The 26,507-nt window shown below is 64.0% G+C and carries 27 protein-coding genes; 11 read left to right on the forward strand and 16 right to left on the reverse strand.

What is annotated here, in order from left to right; all coding sequences use genetic code 11:
• The first annotated feature begins 3 nt into the window (after positions 1-3).
• Complete coding sequence (gene argE / locus DEM26_RS01055; RefSeq protein ID WP_088719655.1) at positions 4-1,158, forward strand: acetylornithine deacetylase; 1,155 nt, start codon at positions 4-6, stop codon at positions 1,156-1,158.
• A 22-nt stretch (positions 1,159-1,180) separates the two neighbouring features.
• Here argE and DEM26_RS01060 read toward each other — a convergent pair whose 3' ends face one another.
• From DEM26_RS01060 to DEM26_RS01080, 5 genes are all read right to left on the reverse strand, one after another.
• Entirely contained in the window at positions 1,181-2,233 is a 1,053-nt protein-coding gene (locus tag DEM26_RS01060) for an ABC transporter ATP-binding protein (protein ID WP_075774144.1), read from the reverse strand.
• 9 nt (positions 2,234-2,242) lie between these two features.
• Positions 2,243-3,079: a sn-glycerol-3-phosphate ABC transporter permease UgpE gene (gene ugpE / locus DEM26_RS01065; RefSeq protein ID WP_075774334.1), complete on the reverse strand. Its 837-nt coding sequence runs from the start codon at positions 3,077-3,079 to the stop codon at positions 2,243-2,245.
• Between the two features lie 32 nt (positions 3,080-3,111).
• Positions 3,112-3,993, reverse strand: coding sequence for a sn-glycerol-3-phosphate ABC transporter permease UgpA (ugpA, locus tag DEM26_RS01070; protein ID WP_088719653.1), 882 nt, complete (start codon positions 3,991-3,993; stop codon positions 3,112-3,114).
• 69 nt (positions 3,994-4,062) lie between these two features.
• A complete protein-coding gene (gene ugpB / locus DEM26_RS01075; RefSeq protein WP_075774142.1) occupies positions 4,063-5,376 on the reverse strand; it encodes a sn-glycerol-3-phosphate ABC transporter substrate-binding protein UgpB in 1,314 nt (437 codons plus the stop codon).
• 465 nt (positions 5,377-5,841) lie between these two features.
• A complete protein-coding gene (locus DEM26_RS01080) occupies positions 5,842-6,498 on the reverse strand; it encodes a pyridoxamine 5'-phosphate oxidase family protein (protein ID WP_199224613.1) in 657 nt (218 codons plus the stop codon).
• A 58-nt stretch (positions 6,499-6,556) separates the two neighbouring features.
• Between DEM26_RS01080 and pdxR the strand changes: the two genes are divergently transcribed.
• Together pdxR and DEM26_RS01090 are read left to right on the forward strand one after the other, a co-directional pair.
• Positions 6,557-7,999, forward strand: a complete 1,443-nt coding sequence (gene pdxR / locus DEM26_RS01085) for a MocR-like pyridoxine biosynthesis transcription factor PdxR (RefSeq protein WP_109171520.1) — start codon at positions 6,557-6,559, stop codon at positions 7,997-7,999.
• A gap of 146 nt (positions 8,000-8,145) precedes the next feature.
• Positions 8,146-9,564, forward strand: a complete 1,419-nt coding sequence (locus DEM26_RS01090; RefSeq protein WP_075774137.1) for a serine hydrolase domain-containing protein — start codon at positions 8,146-8,148, stop codon at positions 9,562-9,564.
• Here the strand turns inward: DEM26_RS01090 and cysK are convergent.
• The 5 genes from cysK to DEM26_RS01115 all read right to left on the reverse strand — a co-directional run bounded on the left by cysK (position 9,519) and on the right by DEM26_RS01115 (position 13,458).
• Positions 9,519-10,484, reverse strand: coding sequence for a cysteine synthase A (cysK, locus tag DEM26_RS01095; protein WP_088719649.1), 966 nt, complete (start codon positions 10,482-10,484; stop codon positions 9,519-9,521). The two genes, DEM26_RS01090 and cysK, sit on opposite strands and share 46 nt — an antisense overlap.
• Positions 10,485-10,578: 94 nt before the next feature.
• The gene (locus DEM26_RS01100; RefSeq protein ID WP_075774135.1) at positions 10,579-10,842 is read right to left on the reverse strand and encodes a DUF6455 family protein; all 264 of its coding nucleotides are present in this window, start codon (positions 10,840-10,842) and stop codon (positions 10,579-10,581) included.
• A complete protein-coding gene (locus tag DEM26_RS01105; RefSeq protein WP_075774134.1) occupies positions 10,839-11,132 on the reverse strand; it encodes a DUF6455 family protein in 294 nt (97 codons plus the stop codon). Before DEM26_RS01105 ends, DEM26_RS01100 begins: the two co-directional genes overlap by 4 nt.
• Positions 11,133-11,209: 77 nt before the next feature.
• Positions 11,210-12,538, reverse strand: a complete 1,329-nt coding sequence (locus DEM26_RS01110; RefSeq protein ID WP_109171521.1) for a DUF2254 domain-containing protein — start codon at positions 12,536-12,538, stop codon at positions 11,210-11,212.
• Between the two features lie 98 nt (positions 12,539-12,636).
• Positions 12,637-13,458 carry a M48 family metallopeptidase gene (locus DEM26_RS01115; RefSeq protein ID WP_233242985.1) on the reverse strand — a complete coding sequence of 274 codons (822 nt, stop codon included), beginning with the start codon at positions 13,456-13,458 and terminating at the stop codon, positions 12,637-12,639.
• A gap of 67 nt (positions 13,459-13,525) precedes the next feature.
• Here DEM26_RS01115 and DEM26_RS01120 point away from each other — a divergent pair, with 67 nt between their 5' ends.
• Positions 13,526-13,789 (forward strand): hypothetical protein, encoded by a 264-nt coding sequence (locus DEM26_RS01120; RefSeq protein WP_088719646.1) that lies wholly within the window; start codon positions 13,526-13,528, stop codon positions 13,787-13,789.
• Between the two features lie 27 nt (positions 13,790-13,816).
• Here DEM26_RS01120 and DEM26_RS01125 read toward each other — a convergent pair whose 3' ends face one another.
• Complete coding sequence (locus tag DEM26_RS01125; RefSeq protein WP_075774333.1) at positions 13,817-14,065, reverse strand: DUF167 domain-containing protein; 249 nt, start codon at positions 14,063-14,065, stop codon at positions 13,817-13,819.
• 108 nt (positions 14,066-14,173) lie between these two features.
• Between DEM26_RS01125 and DEM26_RS01130 the strand changes: the two genes are divergently transcribed.
• Together DEM26_RS01130 and DEM26_RS01135 are read left to right on the forward strand one after the other, a co-directional pair.
• Positions 14,174-14,776 (forward strand): nitroreductase family protein, encoded by a 603-nt coding sequence (locus DEM26_RS01130; protein ID WP_088719770.1) that lies wholly within the window; start codon positions 14,174-14,176, stop codon positions 14,774-14,776.
• Positions 14,773-15,468 (forward strand): EI24 domain-containing protein, encoded by a 696-nt coding sequence (locus DEM26_RS01135; protein ID WP_075774129.1) that lies wholly within the window; start codon positions 14,773-14,775, stop codon positions 15,466-15,468. The genes DEM26_RS01130 and DEM26_RS01135 overlap by 4 nt, the downstream gene beginning before the upstream one ends.
• A 21-nt stretch (positions 15,469-15,489) precedes the next feature.
• On the opposite strand, the gene DEM26_RS01140 is transcribed toward DEM26_RS01135, so the two are convergent.
• Genes DEM26_RS01140 through mce form a run of 3 tightly spaced genes read right to left on the reverse strand, consistent with a single transcriptional unit; the run spans position 15,490 to position 16,896 of the window.
• Complete coding sequence (locus DEM26_RS01140; RefSeq protein WP_075774128.1) at positions 15,490-16,167, reverse strand: DUF4396 domain-containing protein; 678 nt, start codon at positions 16,165-16,167, stop codon at positions 15,490-15,492.
• A gap of 55 nt (positions 16,168-16,222) precedes the next feature.
• Entirely contained in the window at positions 16,223-16,492 is a 270-nt protein-coding gene (locus tag DEM26_RS01145; RefSeq protein WP_075774127.1) for a DUF1467 family protein, read from the reverse strand.
• Positions 16,492-16,896, reverse strand: a complete 405-nt coding sequence (gene mce, locus DEM26_RS01150) for a methylmalonyl-CoA epimerase (RefSeq protein WP_075774126.1) — start codon at positions 16,894-16,896, stop codon at positions 16,492-16,494. The genes DEM26_RS01145 and mce overlap by 1 nt, the downstream gene beginning before the upstream one ends.
• 168 nt (positions 16,897-17,064) lie before the next feature.
• Here mce and DEM26_RS01155 point away from each other — a divergent pair, with 168 nt between their 5' ends.
• Both DEM26_RS01155 and DEM26_RS01160 read left to right on the forward strand, forming a co-directional pair.
• Positions 17,065-17,778, forward strand: a complete 714-nt coding sequence (locus tag DEM26_RS01155; RefSeq protein WP_109171522.1) for a response regulator — start codon at positions 17,065-17,067, stop codon at positions 17,776-17,778.
• A 69-nt stretch (positions 17,779-17,847) separates the two neighbouring features.
• Positions 17,848-18,324 carry a hemerythrin domain-containing protein gene (locus DEM26_RS01160; RefSeq protein WP_109171523.1) on the forward strand — a complete coding sequence of 159 codons (477 nt, stop codon included), beginning with the start codon at positions 17,848-17,850 and terminating at the stop codon, positions 18,322-18,324.
• A 138-nt stretch (positions 18,325-18,462) separates the two neighbouring features.
• On the opposite strand, the gene aspS is transcribed toward DEM26_RS01160, so the two are convergent.
• Positions 18,463-20,241, reverse strand: a complete 1,779-nt coding sequence (gene aspS, locus DEM26_RS01165) for an aspartate--tRNA ligase (RefSeq protein WP_075774123.1) — start codon at positions 20,239-20,241, stop codon at positions 18,463-18,465.
• A 241-nt stretch (positions 20,242-20,482) separates the two neighbouring features.
• Here aspS and DEM26_RS01170 point away from each other — a divergent pair, with 241 nt between their 5' ends.
• The 3 genes from DEM26_RS01170 (at position 20,483) to DEM26_RS01180 (ending at position 25,590) form a co-directional block, all read left to right on the forward strand.
• Positions 20,483-21,721, forward strand: a complete 1,239-nt coding sequence (locus tag DEM26_RS01170; protein ID WP_075774122.1) for an SAM-dependent methyltransferase — start codon at positions 20,483-20,485, stop codon at positions 21,719-21,721.
• A gap of 181 nt (positions 21,722-21,902) precedes the next feature.
• Positions 21,903-25,232: a carbamoyl-phosphate synthase large subunit gene (gene carB / locus DEM26_RS01175; RefSeq protein ID WP_075774121.1), complete on the forward strand. Its 3,330-nt coding sequence runs from the start codon at positions 21,903-21,905 to the stop codon at positions 25,230-25,232.
• 169 nt (positions 25,233-25,401) lie between these two features.
• Entirely contained in the window at positions 25,402-25,590 is a 189-nt protein-coding gene (locus DEM26_RS01180) for a hypothetical protein (RefSeq protein ID WP_109171524.1), read from the forward strand.
• A gap of 80 nt (positions 25,591-25,670) precedes the next feature.
• Here the strand turns inward: DEM26_RS01180 and DEM26_RS01185 are convergent, their stop codons facing one another.
• Positions 25,671-26,501, reverse strand: coding sequence for a glycoside hydrolase family 25 protein (locus tag DEM26_RS01185; RefSeq protein ID WP_199224614.1), 831 nt, complete (start codon positions 26,499-26,501; stop codon positions 25,671-25,673).
• Positions 26,502-26,507: the final 6 nt, after the last annotated feature.

Consider the following 26,507-nt stretch of genomic DNA (forward strand, 5'->3'; position numbering starts at 1 on the left):
CCGATGCGGATCGACACCACCCGCGCGATCCTATCGGACCTGATCGCCTATCCGACGATATCGACCGACAGCAACCTGCCGATCATCCACTACATTGCGGACCGGCTGGAAACCGTCGGCGCGGCGGTAGAGGTCATGGTCGACGAGAGCGGCCACAAGGCGAACCTTTTCGCGACGCTGGGCGAGGCAGGCGATGGCGGGCTGGTGCTGTCGGGCCATTCGGACGTGGTACCGGTCACCGATCAGGACTGGACCAGCGATCCTTTCACCATGACCGAGCGCGACGGCAAGCTCTACGGGCGCGGCGCCTGCGACATGAAAGGCTTCATCGCCGCCTGTCTCGGCTCGCTCGATCTGCTGGCCGAGGCCGCGAAAACCCGCCCGATCCATTTCGCCTTCACCCATGACGAGGAGGTCGGCTGTCTGGGCGCGCAGGAACTGGTGAAGCTGCTGGCGAAACGCCCGGTCAGACCGGCGCTGTGCATCATCGGAGAGCCGACTTCGATGCAGGTCTTCGACGGCAACAAGGGCTGCTGCGAATATACCGTGCGCTTCGAGGGGCTGCCGGGCCATAGCTCCGCGCCTGAGAAGGGCGTGAACGCGGTCGAATACGCTGTGCGCTACATCAACCGCCTGTTCGAGCTGCGCGCCGAGCTGATCAAACGCTGCCCCGAAGGCTCGCGCTTCGATCCGCCGCAGACGACGCTCAACGTAGGCGCGCTGAAAGGCGGCATTTCTCATAACGTGATCGCGCCGCGCGCCGAACTGGCCTGGGAGATGCGCCCGATCAATGCCGCTGACATGGATTTCGTCAAAGCCGAGATCGCGAGCTACGTCGAAGACACGCTGCTGCCCGAGATGCGCGCCATCGCGCCGGAAGCCGCGATCTCCACCGAGACCATCGGCGAGGTCGTGGGGCTCGAGCCGATGGACGACAACGCCGCGCGCGATCTGGTCTTCGCGCTGACCGGGCAGAACCACGCAGGCTGCGTTGCTTTCAACACCGAGGCCGGGCTGTTCCAGTCGCTCGGAATGGACGCGGTGATCTGCGGGCCCGGCTCGATCGAGCAGGCCCATAAGGCCGACGAGTTCGTCTCGCTCGAGCAGATGGATCAGGCGCTGACGATGTTGGGCAAGCTCGCCAGCGCCCGGAACTGAGTGCGCCTGGCCGCCTCTCCGATCAGTTCAGGCGCTTGCCGGTTTTCGGATCGAAGAGATGCAGGTCTTCGGCGTTCACCGACAGCCGCACCTGCCCCACCGCCTGCTTCTCCATATGCACGCCCGGCAGCGCTGCGGTCATCGGCTCGCCGCGCCCTTCCAGCGTTCCGTGCAGAAGCGTATTCGCCCCTAGCGGTTCGGACAGGGTCACATTCAGCGTCAGCGGGCCATTGTCATCGGGATGCAGGTGTTCGGGCCGAATCCCGAGGCTGACGGGGCGATCGGGCAGATCGGTCGGCCCGAGCGTCACATGGCCCAGCATCACCCGCCCTCCGCGCACCTCGGCATCGATGACGTTCATCGACGGGCTGCCGATGAACTGCGCCGCGAAGATGGTCACGGGGCGCTCATAGACTTCGAGCGGGGTGCCGATCTGCTCGGCCACGCCGCCGTTCATCACGATCATCCGGTCGGCCATGGTCATCGCCTCGACCTGATCGTGGGTCACGTAAAGCGCGGTCACGCCGAGCTTGCGCTGCAGCTCGCGGATTTCGACGCGCATCTGCACCCGCAGCTTGGCGTCGAGGTTGGACAGCGGTTCGTCGAACAGGAAGACCGACGGCTCGCGCACGATGGCGCGGCCCATCGCGACCCGCTGACGCTGCCCGCCGGACAGTTCGCGCGGCTTTCGCTCGAGATAGTCCGACAGCTGCAACAGCTTCGCGGCCTCATCGACGCGGCGCTTGATCTCGGACTTCGACATGCCCGCGATCTTCAGCCCGTAGCCCATGTTCTGGCGCACCGACATATGCGGGTAGAGCGCGTAGTTCTGGAACACCATCGCGATATCGCGATCCATCGGCTCGCGCTCGTTCACGCGGGCCTCGCCGATGCGGATCTCACCCTCGGAGATACTCTCCAGCCCCGCGACCATGCGCAACAGCGTCGATTTCCCGCAGCCGGAGGGACCGACGATGACGATGAATTCGCCGTCCTGGATGTCGATCGAGACCCCGTGCAGCACCTCGGTCTTGCCGAAACGTTTCTTGATATTTTCGAGTTCAACGGTCGCCATTGTCTGCCCTTATTTCTCGCTGTCCACGAGACCGCGAATGAAGAGTTTCTGCATCGAGATCACCACGATCACCGGCGGGATCATCGCGAGGATGGAGGTCGCCATGATGACCGGCCAATCGGCGATATCGTCGCCCGAGGGGAACATCTGCTTGAGCCCCATGACGATCGTGTTCATCTCGGGATTGGTGGTGATGAGGAGCGGCCAGAGATACTGGTTCCAGCCGTAAATGAAGAGGATCACGAAGAGCGCCGCGATATTCGTGCGGCTCATCGGCAGCAGGATATCGAAGAAGAAGCGCATCGGACGCGCGCCATCGACTCGGGCGGCCTCGGCCAGCTCGTCCGGCACCGTCAGGAAGAACTGCCGGAAAAGGAAGGTCGCCGTGGCCGATGCGATCAGAGGCAGGATCAGGCCGGAATAGCTGTTGAGCATCCCGAAGCCCGCGACCACCTCGTAGGTCGGCACGATCCGCACCTCGACCGGCAGCATCAGCGTGATGAAGATCATCCAGAAGAAGAAGCGCCGTCCCGGAAAGCGGAAATAGACGATCGCGAAGGCCGACAGGAGCGAGATCGCGATCTTTCCGAGCGCGATCCCCAGCGCCATCACCAGCGAGTTCACCAGCATCGTCGCGACCGGCACATTCACCCCGGAGAACAGCGCATCCGAGTAGTTCTCGATCAGGTGCGAGCCCGGCATCACCGGCATCGGCGCCTGCGCGATCTCCTGCTGGGTATGGGTCGAGGCCACGAAGGCCAGCCAGATCGGGAAGAAGATCACCAGTACGCCCGCGATCATCAGCACATGGGTCAGCCACAGGCCGGAGCCGCGTTTTTCCACCATGCCCGGGGGCGGTTCGTTGTGCATGTCAGCCATCAGTAATGCACTCGCTTCTCGACGAATTTGAATTGCAGCACCGTCAGGAAGCCCACGACCACCAGCAGCACCACGGATTGCGCGGCAGAGCTTCCGAGATCCTGACCCACGAAGCCATCGGCGTAGACCTTGTAGACCAGGATCGTGGTCGCCTGTTGCGGCCCGCCGGAGGTGATCGTGTGGATCACGCCGAAGGTCTCGAAGAAGGCGTAGACGATATTGACGACCAGCAGAAAGAAGGTCGTGGGCGACAGGAGCGGCAGCACGATCGTGAAGAAGCGCCGCCAGAACCGCGCCCCGTCGATCGCCGCCGCCTCGATCACCGATTTCGGCACCGCTTGCAGCGCCGCGAAATAGAACAGGAAGTTATAGCTGATGCGGCCCCATGCCGACGCCACGACGACGAGGCCCATCGCCTCGTTCTCGTTGAGCACATGGTTCCAGTCATAACCCATCTGGTTGAGATAGAAGGCGACCACACCGATCCGCGTGTTGAACATGAAGAGCCATAGCACACCGGCCACCGCGGGCGCGACCGCGTAGGGCCAGATCAGAAGCGTGCGGTAAGTTCCCGCCCCTTTCACCAGCCGATCCGCCAGCACCGCGAGGAACAGCGCCGGGATCATCGAGACCAGTGTCACAAGGGTCGAGAACACCGCCGTCGTCACAAAAGACGCGCGATAATAGGGGTCGTTGAACAGGTATTCGAAATTGCCGAGGCCCACATATTGCATCGACAGGCCGAACGGATCGGGGATGAACAGCGATTGCCACACCGCCTCGCCCGCCGGGTAGAAGAAGAACACGGCCGAGATGATCAACTGCGGCGCGAGCAGCAGCATCGGCAAGAGCCAGCCCTTGAAGGTTACGCGTTTTTCCATATCGGGATCGGGGCCTTAGAATAGAAATAGCCGCGGGCAGGGTTCTCCCCGCCCGCGGCTGGATTTGGGTTAGCGGTTGGCTTGCTCGAAGCGGCGCAGCAGCTGGTTGCCACGCTCCACCGCGTTGTCGAGCGCGTCTTGCGCGGTCTTGTCACCGGCCCAGACAGCCTCCAGTTCCTCGTCGATGATGCCGCGGATCTGGTCGAAGTTGCCCAGGCGGATGCCCTTCGAATTCTCGGTCGGCGCATTCGCGGTCATCTGCTTCACGGCCACGTCAGTGCCGGGGTTCTTCTCGTAGAAGCCCTGCTCACGGGTCAGCTCGGCCGCGGCCTTGGTGATCGGCAGGTAGCCGGTATCCTGATGCCACTTCGCCTGCACTTCCGGCGACGAGAGGTAGTTCAGGAATTCAGCGACGCCCTTGTAGTGGTCGTCATCCTTGCCAGCCATGACCCAGAGCGAGGCGCCCCCGATGATGGTGTTCTGCGGCGCACCGTCGACGTCACCCCAATAGGGCAGCGGGTGCACTTCGAAGTTGAACTTGGCTTCGGACTTGATGCCCGCGTAACCAGCCGAGCTCTCGGTGAAAAGCGCGCAGGTGCCGGCACGGAAATCGGCACCGCCTTCGTTGCGGCGGCCCTTGTAGACGAACTCGCCCTTCTTGGCCCAGTCACCCAGCGTCTGGATGTGCTTGACCTGAACGGGGCCGTTGAACTCCAGCTTCGCGTCGAGACCGGCGAAGCCGTTCTCCTGGCTCGCGAAGGGCACGTTGTGATAGGCTGAGAGGTTCTCGAGCTGGATCCAGCTCTGCCAGGCGGTGGTCATCGGGCAATCGACGCCCGCTTCCTTCAGCTGGTCGAGCACTTTGCCGACATCTTCCCAGGTAGTCAGCGGCGCATCCTTGGCGACGCCTGCCTTGTCGAGCATGTCGCGGTTGACCCAGAGAACCGGCGTCGAGGAGTTGAAGGGCAGCGACAGCATCTTGCCGTCGGTGGTGGTGTAGTAGCCCTTCACCGCGCCGATGTAATCGTCGGGATTGAAGTCCACGCCGGCGTCTTCCATCACCTGGTAGACCGGCTTGATCGCGCCCTTGGCGGCCATCATCGTCGCCGTGCCGACCTCGAACACCATCAGGATGTCGGGCTGTTCCCCGGCGCGGAACGCGGCGATCCCGGCGTTCAGCGTTTCCGAGTAGTTGCCCTTGTTGGTCGCCACGACCTCATACTGGTCCTGGCTGGCATTGAAGTCCTTGACCTGCTGATCGACGAGCTCGCCGAGACGGCCGGTAAAGGCGTGCCAGAACTGGATTTCCGTTGCTGCATTGGCCGTGAAGGGCGCAATGAGCGAGGCCGACGCAAGCGCCGCACCGAGTGCAAAATTCTTCATGTCTTCCTCCCATATGTAGCGGGATTCATTGTTGGATGGATCTGAGGCCCCGTGCGAAGCCTCCGCGCTACGCGGCGTAGTGTGCGGATGTAACAGGAACAAAACAAGAGAGTGATTTCGGTTTCGCTTTGCCTCTCGGTCGCGCGATCCAGCGCGGTACGGCGGCTTCTCAGCCCTTTCCTGCTAAGCTTTTTCGAGATTCCTCGAAGTTTTGCACGACGCTAGATCACGACTTTGTGAAGCGCATTTTTGCGCGATTCGATCGAAACCGAACAAAAACCGACAGTCGCGCGAAACACCCGATTACGATCAGCTTTCCTCGCGGCGCTTTCCCGAATCCCTTAGATTTGCCAAATCATTGAAATGGTTCAACTCGGTCCGGATCATCGTTCGCCGCCTGATCGACTGCCTCACCTTCTTCTACGAGATGCGCCTGAGGGAGATGGACCGTATCGCGCAGGCCAATCAACCGCCGTATCGAAAATCACGCACATGCGCGGGCATCTCGACACCGTCGAGATTACGCGGATCGGGGATCGGGTCGCCCACCTCCATACGGATCGGGATTACCCCGGCCCAGATCGGCAGCGCGTAATCCTCCTCGTCGTCACTCGGCCCGCCGGTGCGGATCTTCGCCGCGCCCTCGGTGATCTCCATCCCCAGCACGGTCGTCGCCTTCAGATCCTGTTCGTGGTCTGGGCGCAGCGTCTCGTAGCGGCCCGGATAGAGATGGTTCACGAAATTTCCGAGCTTTTGCAGCTTCTCCGCCGGATCCTCCACCTTGAACGCAACACCAAAGAGCATGACCGAGCGCGTGTTCAGCGAATGATGCATGCCAGAGCGCGCCAGAACCAAACCATCGAGGATCGAGACCGTCAGACAGACCTCTGTCTCCTTTTGACTGCGCAGCGCGCGGCTCGCGGAAGAGCCATGCCAATAGACGTGATCGCCTTCGCGCCATTGCATCGTCGGCGTCACGTAGGGCTTGCCGTCCCGGACATAGCCCACATGGCACATCGGCTGCGCGTCGAGGATCGTGTTGATGCTGTCGCGGTCGAAATGGCCGCGCTCATGCAGGCGGCGCAGGCGGGAACGGTCGGTTACAGGGAGGGTCTCGGTCATGGTCTGCCTCATGTCTGACTTGTGCCCTCAGCGATAGCGGCCTACTGGATCGGAAAACATGTCCAGTTTCGCAAAAATGCAGCAGTCCAATTTAAACACCGCCCTGTTTGGTCTCTCGCTGGATCGAAACTCCGGTCTGCCGCTGCATGCGCAACTGACCCATGTCCTGCGCGAGATGATGCGCGCCGATCCCGCCGCAGCCGGAGAGCGCCTGCCGCCAAGCCGCGCATTGGCCGAGGAGCTGTCGGTCTCGCGCATGACAGTGACCACCGCCTATGATCAGCTGATCGCCGAGGGCTACCTGAGCACCCGCCCCGGCGGCGGCACCTATGTCGCCGAGGATCTGCCCCATCTCGTTCCTCCTACCCCGCGAAAAGCATCAAGGGCCGCGCAAGGGGCGCCTCCGCCAGCTTGGCTGCCCTTCCAGCCCGGCCTGCCTGATCAGGCGCTGTTCCCGCACAGGCTTTGGGCGCGCCACCTCGAACGCGCGTGGCGCACCCCCGATCCCACCCTTCTGGACCGGCCCGACCCGTTCGGCTGGCCGCCGCTGCGGCTGGCGATCCGCGACCACCTCGCGGCGTGGCGCGGCCTCGATTGCGCGCCGGAACAAGTGGTGATTACCGGCGGCGCATGGGACGGGTTCGACCTGATCGCGCGTAGTGCGATCGCCCCCGGCGGGTTGATCGCGACCGAGGATCCCGGCTGGGCGACGATGGGCCATGTGCTGGCCTCCAGCGGCCTCAACGAGCACCCGGTGCGGATCGACGCCGAAGGGCTGGACCCGGTACATCTGCCGACCGGCACCCGCGCCGTCATCATCACCCCCTCGCGCCATTTCCCGACCGGGGCGGCGATGCCGCTCACCCGCAGGCTGACGCTTCTTGACTGGGCGCGTGCCCATGATGCGCTGATCGTCGAGGATGATTACGACAGCGAATTCCGCTATCGCGGCCAGCCCCTGCCCGCGCTGGCGGGGCTCGACGGGCTGCAGCGCGTGATCTACATGGGCAGCTTCTCGAAACTGCTCAGCCCGGCGCTGCGGATCGGCTATATCGTGCTGCCCGAGCGGCTTGTCGGGCCGATGCGGGCGGCGATCGACGCGACAGGGCCGCGGGTTTCGATGGTACCGCAACCGGCGCTGGCGAGCTTCATGGCGAGCGGCGAATTCGCGACCCATCTACGGCGGATGCGGCGCCATTACGCGAAACGGCAGCGCCACCTTCTGAACGCGCTGACAGGGCTCGAGGAATATCTCCGGCTCCAGCCCGATCCGTCGGGAATGCATCTCTGCGCGGGTCTCGGCCCGGCCCTCGTGCCCGCCGGCGACCGCGCGATATCCGAGCGCGCGAAGGCGGCCGGTCTTACCCTGCCCGCTCTGTCGTCGCACGCCCGCCTGCCCGACCCGCCGCAAGGCGTCCTGCTCGGGTACGCGGGTTTCGACGAACCGACGCTAAGCGCCGCAGCAGAGAAGCTGCGGGCACTTCTGACGTCGCTTCCATGACCGCCGACCTCGCAACTCACAACAGGGTGACCTTACGTCGAGAAAGCACTCGCCCTCTTGGCAAGCCCGCGCTGTTTGCCAAAACTAACGCGCGAGTAAAAAACGGGCGCGTGACTTGATCCAAGCGCACGGGAGCGGAGGACAGGATGCGCGGATGGAAAGCGGTGCTCGGCGGGATTGGCCTGCTTGTCATGGCGGCTGTGATTTACGCGATCATCGTGCCTCCGGAACTGCTACGCGTCGGCGCGGGCTATAGCGCGAAGATTACCTGCTCGGCGCTGGTCCTGCAGGACCGCGACCCCGACGAGGTTCTCGAAACCGATGTGCAGGCGCCAGGCAATCCGCTGCTGCGCGCCTTCTGGGTCAGCCCCGATCGTCGGGCGGGCCGCGTCTGGGCGGCTTTCGCCGGGATCATCGCGCCCACGACAGCGGAGCAACGCATGGGCCTCGGTTGCGCGACCTTCCCCGACGGCGATCTGGCCGACGCCCGCGAACAGGCCGCCCCGCCCGCGCCGGGACCGAGCAAGAGCGTCGCCCTCTGGCCCGCGGGATCGAAGACCGAACTGACGGGACAAGGCCGCTTTGCCGATGTCTTGCAAAACGATGCGCTGACCGGGCCGGGGATGCGCGCGGTGGTGGTGATCAAGGACGGTCAGCTCGTGGCCGAGCGCTACGGCGATGGCTTCGATGCGAAGACACCGCTTCTGGGCTGGTCGATGACGAAGACCGTCACCGCCGCCCTTGTCGGCACCGCGATCGAGGCGGGCAAGCTGCGGATGGATCAAAGCGATCTACTGCCCGAATGGCAGGGCGACGACCGGGCGAAGATCACTGTCGCGCAGCTGATGTCGATGTCGAGCGGGCTGCATTTCAACGAGGATTACGGTGACGTCTCGGACGTGACGCGGATGCTCTACCTCGAGCCGGACATGGCGAAGTTCGCAGCGTCGCAGCCGCTCGATCATCCGCCCGGCACGCATTTCAGCTATTCCAGCGGCACCGCAGTCCTGCTGTCGCGCATCTGGCAAAACGCGGTGGGCGACACCTCCACCGCACTCGCTTGGCCGCGCCGCAAGCTGTTCGGTCCGCTCGGGATGAACTCGGCCACGCTCGAGACCGACGCCTCCGGAACCTTCGTCGGCAGCTCCTACCTCTACGCGACCGCGCGGGACTGGGCGCGGTTCGGACAGTTTCTGCTTCAGGACGGCCAATGGGAGGGGCGGCAATTGCTGTCCGCCGCGTTCGTAAAGCGGATGCATGCGCCCGCGCCGACCGACGGGGTCTATGCACAGGGCATGATCTGGCTCGCCGGGCCGAGCGATCAGCAGAAAGCGGGCGACGACGCGCGGTTCGGCCTGCCCGCCGACACCTATTGGCTCGAGGGGCATGACGGGCAGACTGTCACCGTGATCCCCTCGGCCGATATGGTCGTGGTGCGGATGGGGCTGACGCCGTCGGACCTGAACTACCGCCCGCAGAAGCTGGTGGCAGCATTGCTGGAGGCGGCAAAGACCACCACTCAGGCCTCGTCGAACATCCCTTCGAACAGCGCCGAAGACAGGTAACGCTCGCCCGAATCCGGCAGCACGACGACGATGGTCTTGCCCGCATTCTCCGGTTCGCGCGCAAGGCGGAGGGCTGCCGCAGCCGCCGCGCCGCAGGAGATCCCTGCCAATATGCCCTCTTCGCGCGCCAGCCGCCGGGCGGTCTCGATAGCCTCATCATTGCTGACCTGCTCGATCCGGTCCACGAGATCCATGTCGAGCACCTTTGGCACGAAGCCTGCGCCGATGCCCTGAATCTTGTGAGGACCGGGGTGCAGCGCTTCGCCCGCGCGGGCCTGCGTCAGAACCGGGCTCGCCTCGGGCTCGACCGCGACCGAGATCAGCGGCAGGCCCTTTTCCTTTTTCAGATAGCGCGAGACACCAGTGATCGTGCCGCCCGTGCCGACGCCCGCGACGAAGATATCGACCACGCCATCGGTATCCTCGAAGATCTCCGGGCCGGTAGTCTTCTCGTGAATCTCGGGGTTCGCGGGGTTGTTGAACTGCTGCAGCAACACGTAGCGGTCGGGATCCGAGGCCGCGATCTCCTCGGCCTTGGCGATCGCCCCCTTCATGCCCTGCGCGCCTTCGGTGAGCACCAGCTTCGCGCCATAGGCCAGCAGGAGCTTGCGCCGCTCGATGCTCATCGTGTCGGGCATGGTCAGCGTGATCGGGATACCGCGCGACGCGGCGACGAAGGCCAGCGCGATCCCCGTGTTGCCCGAGGTCGGCTCGACGATCTCCTTGCCGGGGCCGAGCACGCCGCGCTCCTCCGCGTCCCAGATCATGTTCGCCCCAACGCGACACTTCACCGACCACGCCGGGTTGCGCCCTTCGATCTTGGCCAGAACGGTCGCGCCCGCGCCCTCCGTCATGCGGTTGAGCCGCACCAGCGGCGTATTTCCGATGCTGAGCGAGTTATCCTCGTAAATCCGTGCCATGCGCGCGCTCCCTTTCAGCCTGCTGCCGTCCCATCAGATAACCAAAGGCAGGCGAGGGAAAGGCGAAAGCGACGCGCGCGGACGACGTGCCCTTTCACTGGAGAGCGCGCAGAGACGTCAGGACGTCGTAATTCGGGCAATCCGTCGGGATGGCCTGCGGCCCCTCACCTTTCTCGGCCAGAACAGCGAGGCAGAATTCGGTGCGCCCGCAGGTCGCACAGGTTGTGATCATCTCGGCAAAGTCGGCTTGTGTGAGAAAGCCGTCACGCATCGCTTCGGAAATGTTCACTCCGAGACGCCGCGCCATGCCGCGCGTCACCCAGAAGTTCAGATCGACATCGCTTTGCATTCCCATCATTCCACTCCTTCGGGTTCAGCCCCAATGGTCGCGCGCAGACGCGTCATCATCAGGCGGTTTTCGCAATAGGCGGGAGGTGCTTTCGCGGGGTTCATTTGCGGATCGTGCTCGGCCAGCCAGAGCAGGCAGGCCCCGGCTTCGCGGCACTTGGTGCAGCGGATCAGCGCGTCTTTCCATGCTTCGCCGCTGAGCCGCCCGGCGGCCATCTCCATGCTGAGATCGCCGCCCATCTGCTGGGCCATGCGGTTCATCATAGACGCATGGCGATTGAGGTGCTTGGCAGCGGTCATGGCAGCCTCCCTTGAAACAGTCATCCCGGTGATGGGCCGACTCTGCCGCAGGGGCCGTGATTTCGATATGATTCAGATCAAGCGTCGCGGTCCGCTCTGTCCCTGTCGAGGTCATGGCCGACGTCACAGTCCAGATCGGGAGCAAAGCGCGCCGCCAGCGCCTGCGCTTCCTCCGCGATCACCGCGCGGTCGCGCCTCAAGGTCATCGCGGATTGCGAATGGGCGGCTGCGCGCAGCGCCTGATGTGCGGCGGGACGGCCGAAATGAGCGGGATGCATCTCGGCCAGAGCTTCCAGCACCTCCTGCTGGCGCAGCGCGACCTCCAGATGCCCGGCTCCGTCGCGCGCGATCGCGGCGAACGCGTCCTCGGTATACTGCTCGGGCGTCACCGCGCGCACATAGACGCGGTCGAAGACGCAATCGGGGCTCTTCGGTGGATGCCAATCGGCCAGCACCCGCACCAGACGCCCGAGAATATCGATACCGGTTCCGGGGTCGTTGATCGCCGGCGAAAGCGCGCGCGAGGCAATCTCGGCCAGCGCGATCAGGCCGAATTGCGGATCCTGGTCGAAATCGCGCGCGTGGTCGATGGTGAAGGCGTCGCGCGCGGCCTCCTCGATCGCCTCGCGGGTCTCGGCGTCGCCCGGCAGCGCGTCGCATCGCACCAGATCGGATGCGCCGTGGACGAATTCGCCGGTCCGTCCGCAAAGCCAGATGTGGCAGTCATGCGTCGCGGCCACCTTTTGCAGCGCCCCCATGTCGACATGTTGCACATGGCCGGTCCGCGTCGACGTGATCCCGAAGACCCCGGGGGGCGGGTCTTCCCATTCCTTGCCGCCGAGCCACGGCCGCTCGCAGCGCGCTTTCAGCGCCGTGCTCGCAGCGTCCTCGACCCGGCTGATCACATCGCCGAGCCGTCCGAACTCGCTCAGATGCTGCACCCAGCGCAACAGCGATATCACCACCATCGCCACCACGCCGAGCGTGATGACCAGCAGGATGAATCGCCCGGAGTCGTCATAGACATCCGTCTCGAGCGCGATGATCCCGACCAGCGAAAAGACGAAAGAGCCGATGAAGCTCGCCAGCACGTTCTGGGTCACGCGGTCGGTCTGCATCAGCTTGATCGCGCGCGGCGTGGCTCCGGTCTGGGCCGAGCTGAACGCGGTGATCATGATCTGCAGCGAAAACGTCGTGACGGTCAGCATCGCGGTGGCGATGATCTTCAGGATCGGCTCCACCGAGCCCGCGCCCATCTTGTAGCCGATATCCGCGGGTACGAGGTAGCCGAAGCCCGCCGATCCCAGCGCGGTCGCGATCCCCAGCACGCCGAAGGCCGTCACCCGCACCCAGATCTCGCGCAGGATAACCCTGAGCCGCCAGCGCAGTCGCGAAAAGATTGTCATAGGTTCTTCGTCCCCGTCCCCTGTTCCCGCGTCCCGGACCCGCCTTTCCCGGCGGCCTTTCTCTCAAATCTCAAGCCCGCAGACCTTGGGCGGGTTCCTCAGCTGCCCGCCGGGATCTTGCCCGCACGCAGTTGGGCAACGGTATTTCGCACCACGTCGAAGCGCAGCTGGTTGGGCGGGTGAGAACCCAGCATCTTGTCGCCCGGGTCCGGCAACCGCAGGAAGAACTGCGCGCCCTTGAGCGGGTCGTAGCCCGCATCCCAGGTGATGATCGTACCGAGCCGGTCGGCCTCAAGCTCGTAATCCTTGGAATAGAGTCGCGAACCGATTTCGGCCCCGATGCGCCGCGCGCGCTGGATCGTGAGCGGATCGGCGCCCTGTGCCTGCACCGCACGCCCCAGATAAGCCGCCCCCACCGCCGCATCGCGTTCGCGCGCCGCGATATGGCCCGCGATGTGATGCGCGGCCTCGTGGCCGATCACGAAGGCCAGCTCGTCGGCATTGCGCACCTCGGCGATCATCGCGAGTGTCACCCCGATCACCGGACGACCCGAACGATCCATGGTCTGGAAGGCGTTCGCGTCGAGATCGAGCCGGTCATCGACCACGAAAAGGTAGTCGCAATTGAGGTTCCGCGTGCGCTTGCGACATTCCGACTCGATCTGCGGCTCCATGCGCTCGCCGACATCTACCAGCCGCGTCACCGCCACCTCGGCACGCTTCTTGGCTTCGGGCGAGAGCTCGCTCTCCGGGACGGGCTGCATCGGCGCCATGGTCGGCACGCAGCCCGACAGCAGCGTCGCGGCGAGCGAGAGGGTCACGAGAAGGAAACGGGCGGAAGGCATCGACGGGAAAACACCCCAGAGACAGGATTTGTCCCAGCTTAACGACTTGGCCCGCAGCCGCCTAGTGTCCTCCACGTACTCTCCCGCAAGCGGCGGCGTGATTTCGCTTTTTCGGATCGGCAAGCCGCGCTAGCATGAGGTCATGTTTACCATCGAACACGAATTCGACGCGACCGTGATCACCCTTGTCGACGAGGGGGCGGATCCGCGCGATTATTTGCAGGAAGACATCACGATCAGCTCTTTCGAGGATTGCGTGGTGGTCGAACAGCTCGACGAGCAGACCGAGCAGGTGCAGACGATCACCTTCAGCCATGCCCAGCTGCGGGAGCTGGCGGCGGCGCTCAACCTGCCCGAAGGCGTCTATCGCCTGAAGCAGACCGACAGCACCGCCGAGGACGGCTGAGGGGCCTGGCCGGCCCCGCGCGCCCGCTCAATCGAGACGGAACACCTTGTCGCGCGCGGTCTCGCCCCGGATCAGCGTCAGCCGCGACTTCGCCACACCTAGCGCCTTTGCCAGCAATTTGACGACCGCCGCATTGGCCTTGCCGTTCTCCGGAACGACCGTGACATAGGCCCGAAGCCCCTCTTCCCCGACCCGTATCTCGTTGCGCGACGCTTTTGGCGTCACGCGCAGGGCGATTTCGTTGCCAGGAATTGCGAGGTGGCTGAGATCCGTCATCGTCGCGCAGCATAGGCGCTGCACGATCGCATACAAGACAGTTGCCCATGCTGCGGTTGCAATCACATGCCGAGCGCCCGATATCTGGCGCAACAGACGGAGATTTTCATGACTGAACTGCCCGAAGTGAACCCGGCCGAGCGCAATGACGCGGCGATGGCTTTCCTTCTGACCCGCCGGTCGCGCCCGGCGAAAACCCTCAAGGCTCCTGCCCCCGACGAGGCCGCGCTGCGCGAGATCCTGACGGCCGCCGCGCGCACTCCCGATCACGGCAAGCTGGAGCCGTGGCGCTTCATCACCATCACGCGCGAGGCCGCGCAGCGGCTGGGTGCCGAAGCCGAGGCGCGCGCCAAAGCACAGGGCCTTCCCGATGAGAAGATCGCGAAGGCCGGCAAGCAGTTCCATGACAGCCAACTTTGCGTCGCGGTAGTGTCCTCACCCAAGGAGAGCGAGAAGGTTCCGCAGGTCGAGCAACTCTATTCGGCGGGCGCGGTCTGCCTGTCGCTTCTGAACGCGGCACTCGCGGCGGGCTGGGGCGCGAACTGGCTGACCGGCTGGGCCGCGCATGACGAGGCCTTCGGGCGCGAGATGCTGGGCCTCAAGGACGGCGAAAGCGTCGCGGGCTTCATCCACTTGGGTACCGAAGGCGTGACGCCGCCCGAACGCCCCCGCCCCGACCTCGACGCGATCACCACGCGGATTTCGGAATGATCATTTCAAGCTATCTGAAAGCCTGGACCGACCTGCTGCGGCCCGGCGCGATGAAAGTCGTGGGCTTCGGCGTGGCGCTGTCGCTGGGCCTTCTGGTTGCGATCTATGCCGCGATGGTGATGCTGATCGGCTGGCTGATCCCCGACAGTTTTTCGCTGCCCTTCATCGGCGAGATCGGCCATATCGACACCGCGCTGTCGATCGTCTCGGCGGGGGTGATCCTCTTTGCGTCGGTCTTCCTGATGGTGCCCGTGGCCTCCGCCTTCACCGGTTTCTTCCTCGAAGACGTGGCGGAGATGGTGGAGGACGTCCACTACCCGACGCTGCCGCCGGTGCGCAAACTCACCTTCGCGGAAGGGATGCGCGACACCGTACGCTTCTTCGGCGTGATCCTTGCGGCAAACATCATCGCGCTGATGATCTACCCCTTCGTGATCCCGCTTGCGCCGCTGATGTTCTTCGGGCTCAACGGCTACCTTCTGGGGCGTGAATACTTCCAGATGGCAGCTTTCCGGCGGATGGAACGCGAGGCGGCGCTCGAACTTTACGAACGCAACAAGGTCACGATCTGGGCCGCGGGCGCGCTGATGGCGGTGCCGCTGTCGATCCCGCTGGTGAACCTGTTCGTGCCGGTGCTGGGAGCCGCAGGCTTCACCCACCTCTTCCACGCGATCACCGGTCGCCGTGGATAAGGGGCGGCGCCGAGGCGCCGCTCACATCTCTTCCTTGATGCCCTTGCGGATCAGCAGCCAGTTCACCGGGTAGGCGGTCACGAAACCGGCCATCATCGCGATCTGCATGGCGAACCAGAATTCCGGGTCGGCGGCGTTGATCTCCGCGCCCCAGAGCCCTTTGAACACGGCGAAATGGAAGATCGCCATCATACCGTACATGCCGATCTGCCACGAGGTGAGCGAAGCCACATCGGCCTTCGCCGCCTCCTTGAGTCCCTCGCCAAGCCCGAGCCCGCGCATCGGGGCGATCGAGAAATACTGGAACACGATCCCGATCGCGAGGGCGAAGACGTAATCGAGCCCCCAGACCGCAAAGATCTTGTGCCCCCAGAAATCCGGCCAGCCGAACGCGACCAGAATCACTGGAACGGCGAGCGCGAGGTTCTCGGCCAGAATGTCACCCAAGGTGCAGCCCGCGCCGCAATGCAGTGTCCCCTTCGCGACCGAGACCGGGAAGGGCGCATTACCATGGCCCGGAAAGCGACTGTGCAACCAGATTACTAGTGGTCCGCCAAACAGCCCGCAAATCGGCCAGACCCACGCCATGATGGCCATGTGAGGCGGGTTTCGACGCACCTGCACGAGAAGATAGATGAACGAGAGCACGCCTACAGCAAGCGATAACCAGCTCAGAACGGTAAACCAGTTTGGTGTCATGGGAGGCTCCTTTCAGCCCCCCAACCCGGCTGATCAGATACGGTTCCCGGCGCGGTCAGCGGCGCAACTGCCCGAAGAAGTCGATATCTTCCAAAGTGATGATCCCCGACAGCAGCACTGCCGCGATGACCGCCCATAGCACGATGGTGACAACGGTTGTGATCTTCACCTTCGCGCCCAGATGCGCCTCGTGCGGTGCGCCTGCGGGAGTGCCCGGCACGACCTCGTCCACATCGCCTTGCGTTTTCAGACGAACCGGCAGGACCATGAAGAAGATCATGAACCAGATCACCGCGAAGAGAATGATGCCGCCCGTGAGACTCATTAGACCTGCTCCAGTTCGATCAGGCAGCCGTTGAAATCTTTCGGGTGCAGGAACAGCACGGGCTTGCCATGCGCGCCGATCTTCGGCTCACCGCTGCCCAGAACCCGCGCGCCGTCCGCCTTGAGCTTGTCGCGGGCCTCGAGGATGTCCTCCACCTCGAAACACATGTGATGGATGCCGCCCGCGGGGTTCTTTTCCAGAAAGCCGTTGATCGGACTGTCCTCGCCCAGCGGGTAGAGCAGTTCGATCTTGGTGTTGGGCAGCTCGATGAAGACGACCGTGACGCCGTGATCGGGCTCGTCCTGCGGCGCGCCAACATTGGCACCCAGCGTGTCGCGATACTTGGCCGAGGCCGCCTCGAGGTCAGGCACGGCAATGGCGACATGGTTCAGGCGTCCGATCATCTGGGTCTCCTCCGGTGATATGGATCAAGGGGTAGCGGGGCGCATCGGTTCGCGCAAGCCTGGATGCCCCTGTTCGCGTTAACACGGTGTTAGGCACTTTGCCCCTTACTGGAGAGGACCTGCCGAATCTCGAGAATCCGACGATTTCCATATCGACTGGGGGCCGCCATGAGCGACACGATACCGAACCCGACCCGCACTCCGACGCCGGAGCGTCCGCTGACCGGACTGACGGTGCTGTTGGTGGAGGACAGCCGCTTCGCCTCCGAAGCGGTGCGTCTCCTGTGTCTGCGCTCGGGCGCACGAATCCGTCGCGCTGATTGCCTCGCCTCGGCGGACCGCCACCTCAAGACCTACCGCCCTTCGATCGCGATCGTGGATATGGGCCTGCCCGACGGATCAGGCGGCGATCTCATCGCCGAAATCCGAGGGTTGCGCGGCCCGCATCCGGTGATCCTCGGCACCTCGGGCGATACCGCGCTGAAGGAGGCCGCTCTTGCCGCGGGGGCGAACGGGTTCCTCGACAAACCGATCGAGAGCCTTGCGCTATTTCAGGACACGATCCTCTCCGCCCTTCCCGAAGAGATGCGCCCGCTCGGGTGGCGCCCGCTTGCCGATCTCGTGGTCGAACCTGACCCGCTCGCGCTGCGTGACGACCTGCAACGCCTATCGAACCTCCTGCACGCGGTCGGGGCGGGCATGCCGCTCCCCGCCCTGCCCTATGCGGCGCATTTCCTGTCGAGCGTCGCCCGCTCGGCGCATGACGCGGCACTTGGAGACGCGGCGCAAAGGCTCGGCCGCCGCGGCGGCCCATCGCGCGACGACATGACCCGGGTCACGGAATTGCTCGACGAGCGGATCGCGGCGACCGGGGCATTCTGACGCGGTCGAGGAACCGCCCGCAAGACTTCGCGTTGCCAAAACGAGTTGAAGCAACCGGAGGACCGCCAGATGAGCTCGATCTACGACGCCATCAAGCAAGATCACGAAAACCACCGCGCCCTGATGAAGAAGATCGCCGATACGTCCGGCGACAGCGCCGCGCGCACCGAAGCGTGGAAAGAGTTCTATTACGACATCAAGTCCCACGCAGCCGCCGAGGAAGAGACCTTCTATTCCAAGCTGATGACCAAGACCTGGGGCCAGGATTCCGCGCGCCACTCGGTCGAGGAACATGCCGAGCTCGACGATCTGCTCGAAGAGCTCAACGAAATGGACATGGCGAGCCCCGGTTGGCTCAACAAGTTCCACAAGCTGGAGCACGACTACAACCACCACATGGACGAGGAAGAGGACGAAATCTTCGGCCGCGCCAAAGAAGTGATCGACGACAGAGAGATCGAGGATTACGGCGAGAAATTCGTCGCGCGTAAGAAGAAGGAGATGAAGCTGGTCGACGAGAAGCGGAACGACGACCCTGAAGGCTGATCGGGCTTCGACCTGAGGCTGGCACGGCACCCGCCGCAAAACATTCCGCTGCGGCTGCATCTTTCCTCCGACGCGAATAGAAAAAGGCCCCGCTCGATCCCGAGCGGGGCCTTTTAGATTCGGACGATAGCGCCGGGATCAGTCTTCTTGAGGAAGAACCCGCAGGCGCAGCTCGCGTAGCTGTTCGTTCATCGGCTCCGACGGCGCGCCCATCATCAGGTCTTCTGCGCGCTGGTTCATCGGGAACATGATGACTTCGCGGATATTTGCGGTATCGGCGAGGATCATCACGATCCGGTCGATGCCGGCGGCGCAACCACCGTGCGGCGGGGCGCCGTATTTGAACGCCTTGACCATACCGCCGAAGCGCTTCTCGACCTCGGAGGCCGGGTAGCCCGCGATCTCGAACGCCTTGTACATCGTCTCCAGCTTGTGGTTCCGGATCGCGCCGGAAAGGATCTCGTAACCGTTGCAGGCGAGGTCATACTGGTAGCCTTTGACCTGCAGCGGGTCGCCTTCCAGCGCTTCCATCCCGCCCTGCGGCATTGAGAACGGGTTGTGCGAGAAGTCGATCTTGCCCTCGTCGTCTTCCTCGTACATCGGGAAGTCGACGACCCAGGCGAACTTGAACTTGGTCTTGTCGGTCAGGCCCAGCTCTTCGCCGATTACGTTGCGCGCACGACCGGCGACGCCCTCGAAACTCGACGGCGCGCCGCCGAGGAAGAAGGCCGCATCGCCTTCGCCCAGACCCAGCTGCGCGCGGATCGCCTCGGTCCGCTCGGGGCCGATGTTCTTCGCCAGCGGGCCTGCGCCTTCGAGCGAGCCATCCTCTCCCTTGCGCCAGAAGATGTAGCCCATTCCCGGCAGGCCCTGCTCCTGCGCGAATTTGTTCATCCGGTCGCAGAATTTGCGCGAACCGCCCGTGGGGGCCGGGATCGCGCGGATCTCGGTGCCGTCCTGCTCCAGCAGCTTGGCGAAGATGGCGAAGCCCGAGTCGCGGAAGTGATCCGAGACCACCTGCATCTCGATCGGGTTGCGCAGGTCGGGCTTGTCCGAGCCGTATTTCAGCATCGCCTCGGCATAGGGGATGCGGGGCCAGTTCGGATCGACGGTGCGGTCGTCGCCGAATTCCTCGAACACGCCCTGGATCACCGGCTGCATCACGTTGAAGATGTCTTCCTGCTCGACGAAGCTCATCTCGACGTCCAGCTGGTAGAAGTCGGTGGGCGAACGGTCGGCGCGCGGGTCTTCGTCACGGAAGCACGGTGCGATCTGGAAATACTTGTCGAAGCCGCCGACCATGATCAGCTGCTTGAACTGCTGCGGCGCCTGCGGCAGCGCGTAGAACTTGCCCGGATGCAGACGCGAGGGCACGAGGAAGTCGCGCGCGCCTTCGGGCGAGGAGGCGGTGATGATCGGCGTCTGGAACTCGTTGAAATCGGCGTCCCACATGCGTTTGCGCATGGATTTCACGACATTCGAGCGCAGGATCATCTTGTCATGCAGGCTCTCGCGGCGCAGGTCGAGAAAGCGATAGGACAGACGGGTCTCTTCGGGATATTCCAGCTCGCCGAAGACCGGCAGCGGCAGTTCCTCGGCCTCACCCAGGATTTCGATGTCGCGAACATAGACCTCGATCTCGCCGGTCGGAATCTTCGGGTTGATCAGGCTCTCGTCGCGCAGTTTCACGGTGCCGTCGATGCGGATCACCCATTCCGAGCGCACTTTCTCCATCGTCTTGAACGCCGGGCTGTCGCCGTCGCACAGAACCTGCGTCATCCCGTAATGGTCGCGCAAATCGATGAAGAGCACGCCTCCGTGATCGCGCACGCGATGGACCCAGCCCGCAAGGCGGACGGTCTCACCGGCGTTGGCGGCGCTCAGATCGGCGCAGGTATGGCTGCGAAAGGCATGCATGGGAGGCTCCCGGATCGAGAATTGCGTATAGTCGCGCCGATACACCCGTTGAGAGCGCAAAAGTCAAGCTGTGCGGAGGAACACAGGCACGTCTCGAGCCGATCACGCGCGCGTGGCTCGAAAAAGAGTAAATTTTCGGTTAACTTCAGTGAGAACGGGAACTTTGGTAATTTCACAAAGGTTACCGTCGTGAAGACACACGCTGGAGCCTGCCAGCCCCGGCACGATCCGGAGAGACCGCATGAGAGCTTGGGACTCGCTTCTCGACCGTATGTTGCGCCACCTGATCCGCAGGGGCACACTCGAACTCGTCTATCCTGACGAAACCCTCATACGCTATGGCGACGGCACCGGGAATCCGGTCCGCGTTACCATGAGCAACCCGGAACTGACGAAGAAGATCGTGCTGCGGCCCGACCTCGGTGTCGGCGAAGGCTACATGAACGGCGACTATACGATTGCCGATGACGACCTGCGCGGATTTCTCGCGCTCGCAATCCGCAACCAGACCGGCTCGGGCATGCCATGGTTCGAGAAGCCGCGCGAGGCGAGCCGCTTTTTCGGCCGCCGTTTCGCGCAGTTCAATCCGGTCAACAAGGCCCGCACCAACGTGGCGCATCACTATGACCTTTCGGGCGAACTCTACGATCTATTCCTCGACGAGGATCGGCAATATAGCTGCGCCTATTTCGAGCGCCCCGACATGACGCTGGAGGAGGCGCAGGAGGCCAAAAAACGCCATATCGCCAAGAAGCTGCTGATCGAACCGGGGATGACCATTCTTGACATCGGCTGCGGTTGGGGCGGCATGGCGATGACGCTGGCGCGCGATTTCGGCGCGAAAGTGGTGGGCGTGACGCTCTCGACCGAACAGCACGCGCTGGCCCGCAAGCGGGTGAAGGAGGCCGGGCTCGAAGACAAGATCGACATCCGTCTGACAGACTATCGCGACGTGACCGACAAGTTCGACCGCATCGTCTCGGTCGGCATGTTCGAGCATGTCGGCGTGCCCCATTACCGGGAATATTTCGCGAAGGTCCGCGAGTTGCTGAAACCGGGTGGCATCTCGCTGATCCATTTCATCGGACGTTCAGGCCCCGGCGGCGCGACGGCCGATTTCATCACCAAATACATCTTCCCCGGCGGCTATTGCCCCGCCATGTCCGAAGCGTCGAACGCGGTCGAACACGAAGGGCTCATCACCACCGATCTCGAAGTGTGGCGGCTGCATTACGCGGAAACGCTGCGCCATTGGTGCGATCGGTTCGAGGCGAATATCGACAAGGCGGTCGCGCTCTATGACGAGCGGTTCTGCCGGATGTGGCGCTTCTACCTCGTGGCCTCGGAGATGGCCTTCCGCCATGGCGGACAGGTCGTGTTCCAGTACCAGCTGGCCCATGAGGTCGGCGACGTGCCGCTGACCCGCGATTACCTCTATCGGGACGACGACGAACAGGAACACAGGCTGGCTGCCGAATAGGCGGGTATCCCCTCACCGGGCCGAAATCGGGTCGCGCCCTCGCCGCGCGCGGCCTTGGCGGGGTTGGGCCCGCGCCTTCGCGTCATCCCGCAACCCGGCTATCGCGTCCTGACCCTCTTGCGACGCCTGACCCTTTGCGTATAAAGCGCCTCAATTTGCGCAGCGACCAGAGGGGATTCCCATGCCGAAGAGAACAGACATCACGTCAATCCTCATTATCGGCGCCGGGCCCATTGTGATCGGGCAAGCCTGCGAGTTCGACTATTCGGGTGCCCAGGCCTGCAAAGCCCTCCGCGAAGAAGGCTACCGCGTCATCCTCGTCAACTCCAACCCCGCGACGATCATGACCGATCCGGGTCTGGCCGACGCCACCTATATCGAACCGATCACGCCGGAAGTCGTGGCCAAGATCATCGAGGCCGAGCGCCCCGACGCGGTGCTGCCGACGATGGGCGGGCAGACCGGCCTCAACACGGCGCTTGCTCTGGCCGATATGGGCGTGCTGGAGAAATTCGGCGTCGAGCTGATCGGTGCGAACCGTGACGCGATCGAGATGGCCGAAGACCGGAAGCTTTTCCGCGAGGCGATGGACCGGATCGGCCTCGAGAACCCGAAAGCGACCATCGTATCCTCGCCCAAGCGTGAGAACGGCACCTATGACGTCAACGAGGGTGTGCGTCAGGCGCTGGTCGAGCTGGAGCATATCGGCCTGCCCGCGATCATCCGCCCCGCCTTCACGCTGGGCGGCACCGGCGGCGGCGTGGCCTATAACCGCGAAGACTACGAGCGCATTTGCCGCTCGGGCCTCGACGCCTCTCCCGTCTCCCAGATCCTCGTCGACGAGTCGCTGCTGGGCTGGAAAGAATTCGAGATGGAGGTCGTGCGCGACCGCGCCGACAACGCCATCATCGTCTGCGCCATCGAGAACGTCGACCCGATGGGCGTCCATACCGGTGACTCGATCACCGTGGCGCCCGCGCTGACGCTGACCGACAAGGAATACCAGATCATGCGCAACGGCTCGATCGCCGTGCTGCGCGAGATCGGCGTCGAGACCGGCGGATCGAACGTGCAATGGGCAATCAACCCCGAAGATGGCCGCATGGTCGTGATCGAGATGAACCCGCGCGTATCGCGCTCCTCGGCGCTAGCCTCCAAGGCCACCGGCTTCCCGATCGCCAAGATCGCGGCGAAACTCGCCGTGGGCTACACGCTGGACGAGCTCGACAACGACATCACCAAGGTCACGCCCGCCAGCTTCGAGCCGACCATCGACTATGTCGTCACCAAGATCCCGCGCTTCGCCTTCGAGAAATTCGCAGGCTCCAAGCCGGAACTGACGACGGCGATGAAATCGGTGGGTGAGGCGATGGCGATCGGCCGGACCTTCCACGAATCCGTGCAGAAGGCGCTCGCCTCGATGGAGACGGGCCTCAGCGGCTTCGACGAGATCGAGATCGACGGCGCGCCGGAGAAAGCCGCCGTCATCAAGGCGATCTCGCAGCAGACGCCCGACCGGATGCGCCTGATCGCGCAGGCGATGCGCCACGGGTTGAGCAACGAGGAAATCCAGCACGCGACCGCGTTCGATCCGTGGTTCCTCGCCCGCATCCGCGAAATCGTCGAGGCCGAGAACGAGATTCGCAAGAAGGGCCTGCCGCTCGACGAAAAGGGTCTTCGCAATCTCAAGATGATGGGCTTCACGGACGCGCGTCTCGCCAAGCTGACTGGCCGCGACGAAGCGCAGGTCCGCCGCGCCCGCCGCAACCTTGGCGTCACCGCGGTCTTCAAGCGCATCGACACCTGCGCCGCCGAATTCGAGGCGCAGACGCCCTACATGTACTCGACCTACGAGGCCCCCGCGATGGGCGAGGTCGAATGCGAGGCGCGTCCCTCCGACCGCAAGAAAGTGGTCATCCTCGGTGGCGGTCCGAACCGGATCGGCCAGGGGATCGAGTTCGACTATTGCTGCTGCCACGCCTGTTTCGCGCTGACCGACGCGGGTTACGAGACCATCATGGTCAACTGTAACCCCGAGACCGTATCGACCGACTACGACACCTCGGATCGCCTGTATTTCGAGCCGCTGACGCTGGAGCACGTCCTCGAAATCCTGCGGGTGGAGCGTGACAACGGCACGCTGCACGGCGTGATCGTGCAATTCGGCGGCCAGACGCCCCTGAAACTCGCAAACGCGCTGGAGGCCGAAGGCATCCCGATCCTCGGCACCACGCCCGATGCGATCGACCTTGCCGAAGACCGCGAGCGGTTCCAGGACCTGCTCAACCGGCTGGGCCTGAAGCAACCGGTCAACGGCATTGCCAGCTCCGACGAGCAGGCCTTCGAGATTGCGGGCCGCGTCGGCTATCCGCTGGTGATCCGTCCCTCCTATGTGCTGGGCGGCCGCGCGATGGAAATCGTGCGCGACCTCGACCACCTCAAGCGCTACATCAAAGAGGCGGTAGTGGTCTCGGGCGACAACCCGGTGCTGCTCGACAGCTATCTGGCGGGCGCCATCGAGGTGGACGTGGATGCGCTCTGCGACGGCGAAAGCGTCCATGTTGCGGGCATCATGCAGCATATCGAGGAAGCCGGCGTCCACTCGGGCGACTCCGCCTGCTCGCTGCCGCCCTACTCGCTGAGCCCCGAGATCGTGGCCGAGCTGAAGGTGCAGACCGAGAAGATGGCCAAGGGCCTCAACGTGGTCGGCCTGATGAACGTGCAATTCGCGATCAAGGACGGCGAGATCTATGTGCTCGAAGTGAACCCGCGCGCCTCGCGCACCGTACCCTTCGTCGCGAAAGCCACAGACTCGGCCATCGCCTCGATCGCGGCGCGCCTGATGGCGGGCGAGAAGCTGTCGGCCTTCCCGGCGCGCCCGCCCTACCCCGAAGGCGTCGGCCCCGACACGCCGCTGCCCTTCGCCGATCCGCTGACGCTGGCCGATCCGCAAACGCCGTGGTTCTCGGTCAAGGAAGCCGTGCTGCCCTTTGCCCGCTTCCCGGGTGTCGACACGCTTCTCGGCCCGGAAATGCGCTCGACCGGCGAGGTAATGGGCTGGGATCGCGACTTCCCGTCGGCCTTCTGGAAAGCCCAGCTCGGCGCGGGCACCGTGCTGCCTGAAAGCGGTCGCGTGTTCTTCTCGATCAAGGATTCCAACAAGACCGACGATCTGGCCGAGGCCGCCGCCACGCTGATCTCGATGGGCTTCACCATCGTCGCGACCGGCGGCACCGCCGCTTGGCTCGCCGAGCATGGCGTGGAAAGCGAGAAGGTGCTGAAGGTCTATGAGGGCCGCCCGAACATCGTCGACCGGCTGAAGAACGACGAGATCGACCTCGTCTTCAACACCACCGATGGCAGTCAGGCGATCTCGGACAGCCGCGACATCCGCGCGGTCGCGCTCTATGACAAGATTCCCTACTTCACCACCGCCGCCGCTTCGATCGCCGCCGTCGCAGCGATCAAGAGCCGCAAAGAGGGCGAAGTCCACGTCCGCTCGCTACAGTAAGCGACCGCGCCAGTTCAGAAAGACATGTGTCCTCCGAAGCACAAGCTTCGGAGGACATTCATTTCTCACATTCCGGATATTCTACACGCTCAATGACCGGATCGATTTCAACGCGAGCCTCGACAACTTCAACGTCTCGTACCTCAACACCAACCGCGTGTCATTCGGGATGGATTACCGTGTGAAGGACGCCTTCACGCTGAACGGTACTGTCGGCCACCTCGACATGGGCTATGGCGGGGCTTCGGACTTCATCTCCATCGGCGCGAAATTCACCTTCGGTCCGAACAAAGGCGCGACATTCGAGCAGCGCGACCTCTTGCGCTATCTGCCTGGACAAGGCAACTCTGCTGCCTGACCGGTCGGACGGCTTATACTCATGACAAGGGCGGCTCCAAGTCGCCCTTTTTCATCCCCGCTGCCCGCGAGGTGCCCCCGTCACGCCCGCTGCGCCCGCCGGGCGAGCCAGCTTTGCCACGCGCCCGGAGACCCCGCGAAAGCGTTCATGTCCACCGTTCCGGGCACGCCGGGCACCACGCCCGTGCCGCTATATTGCCAGAAGCTCCAATCGGCGCCGGGGTAGCGCTCCATCGGGTGCGCGGTGACCGAGCGCAGCCACATCTCGTAGCCCGAGAAACGCGACAGGTCGTTGTCACGCCAGAAGTCGATCGTCGTGTAGATGACCGGTTTCGTGCCGTAATGACGCGTCAAAGCAGCGAGGAAGCGGTGCATCTCGGCGCGGGTGACGTGGGCCGCGGGGCGGCGCTGGCAGGTGCGCGAGGTATGGTTCCACTCGATATCCAGCACAGGCGGCAGATCCCCCCGCCGGCGCGGCACGTTGCGGATATACCAATCCGCCTGCTCTTCGGGGGAACGGCAGAAATAATAGAAGTGATACGCCCCCACCGGCACGCCCGCTGCCCGCGCGCGGGTCGCGTTGATGTGGAAACCGGGATCGGAGTGATCACCGCCCTCGGTCGCCTTGAGCCACGCGAAGGACACGCCAGCTGCGCGCGCTCGGCGCCAGTCGATCTCGCCCTGATAGCGCGCCGCGTCGATCCCGTGGACCGGCAACCGGGCCGGCGCCAGACCTTCCCAGTCATGCGGATCGGTATCGCCGAAGCGCGCGGGGATGCCGCTCGCCCGGTAGTTCGAGGCGGACAACACGGCCGGACGCATCAGCTTGGCCTGTTTGCCGCCCGGCCCGCCGCCGCAGCCCGCCAATGCCAAGGCCGCGCCCGAGACGAAGAACCTGCGTGAAATCCCCATGCTCAC

This window comes from Thioclava sp. NG1, assembly GCF_003122275.1.
In the GTDB taxonomy this organism is placed as follows: Bacteria; Pseudomonadota; Alphaproteobacteria; order Rhodobacterales; family Rhodobacteraceae; genus Thioclava; species Thioclava nitratireducens.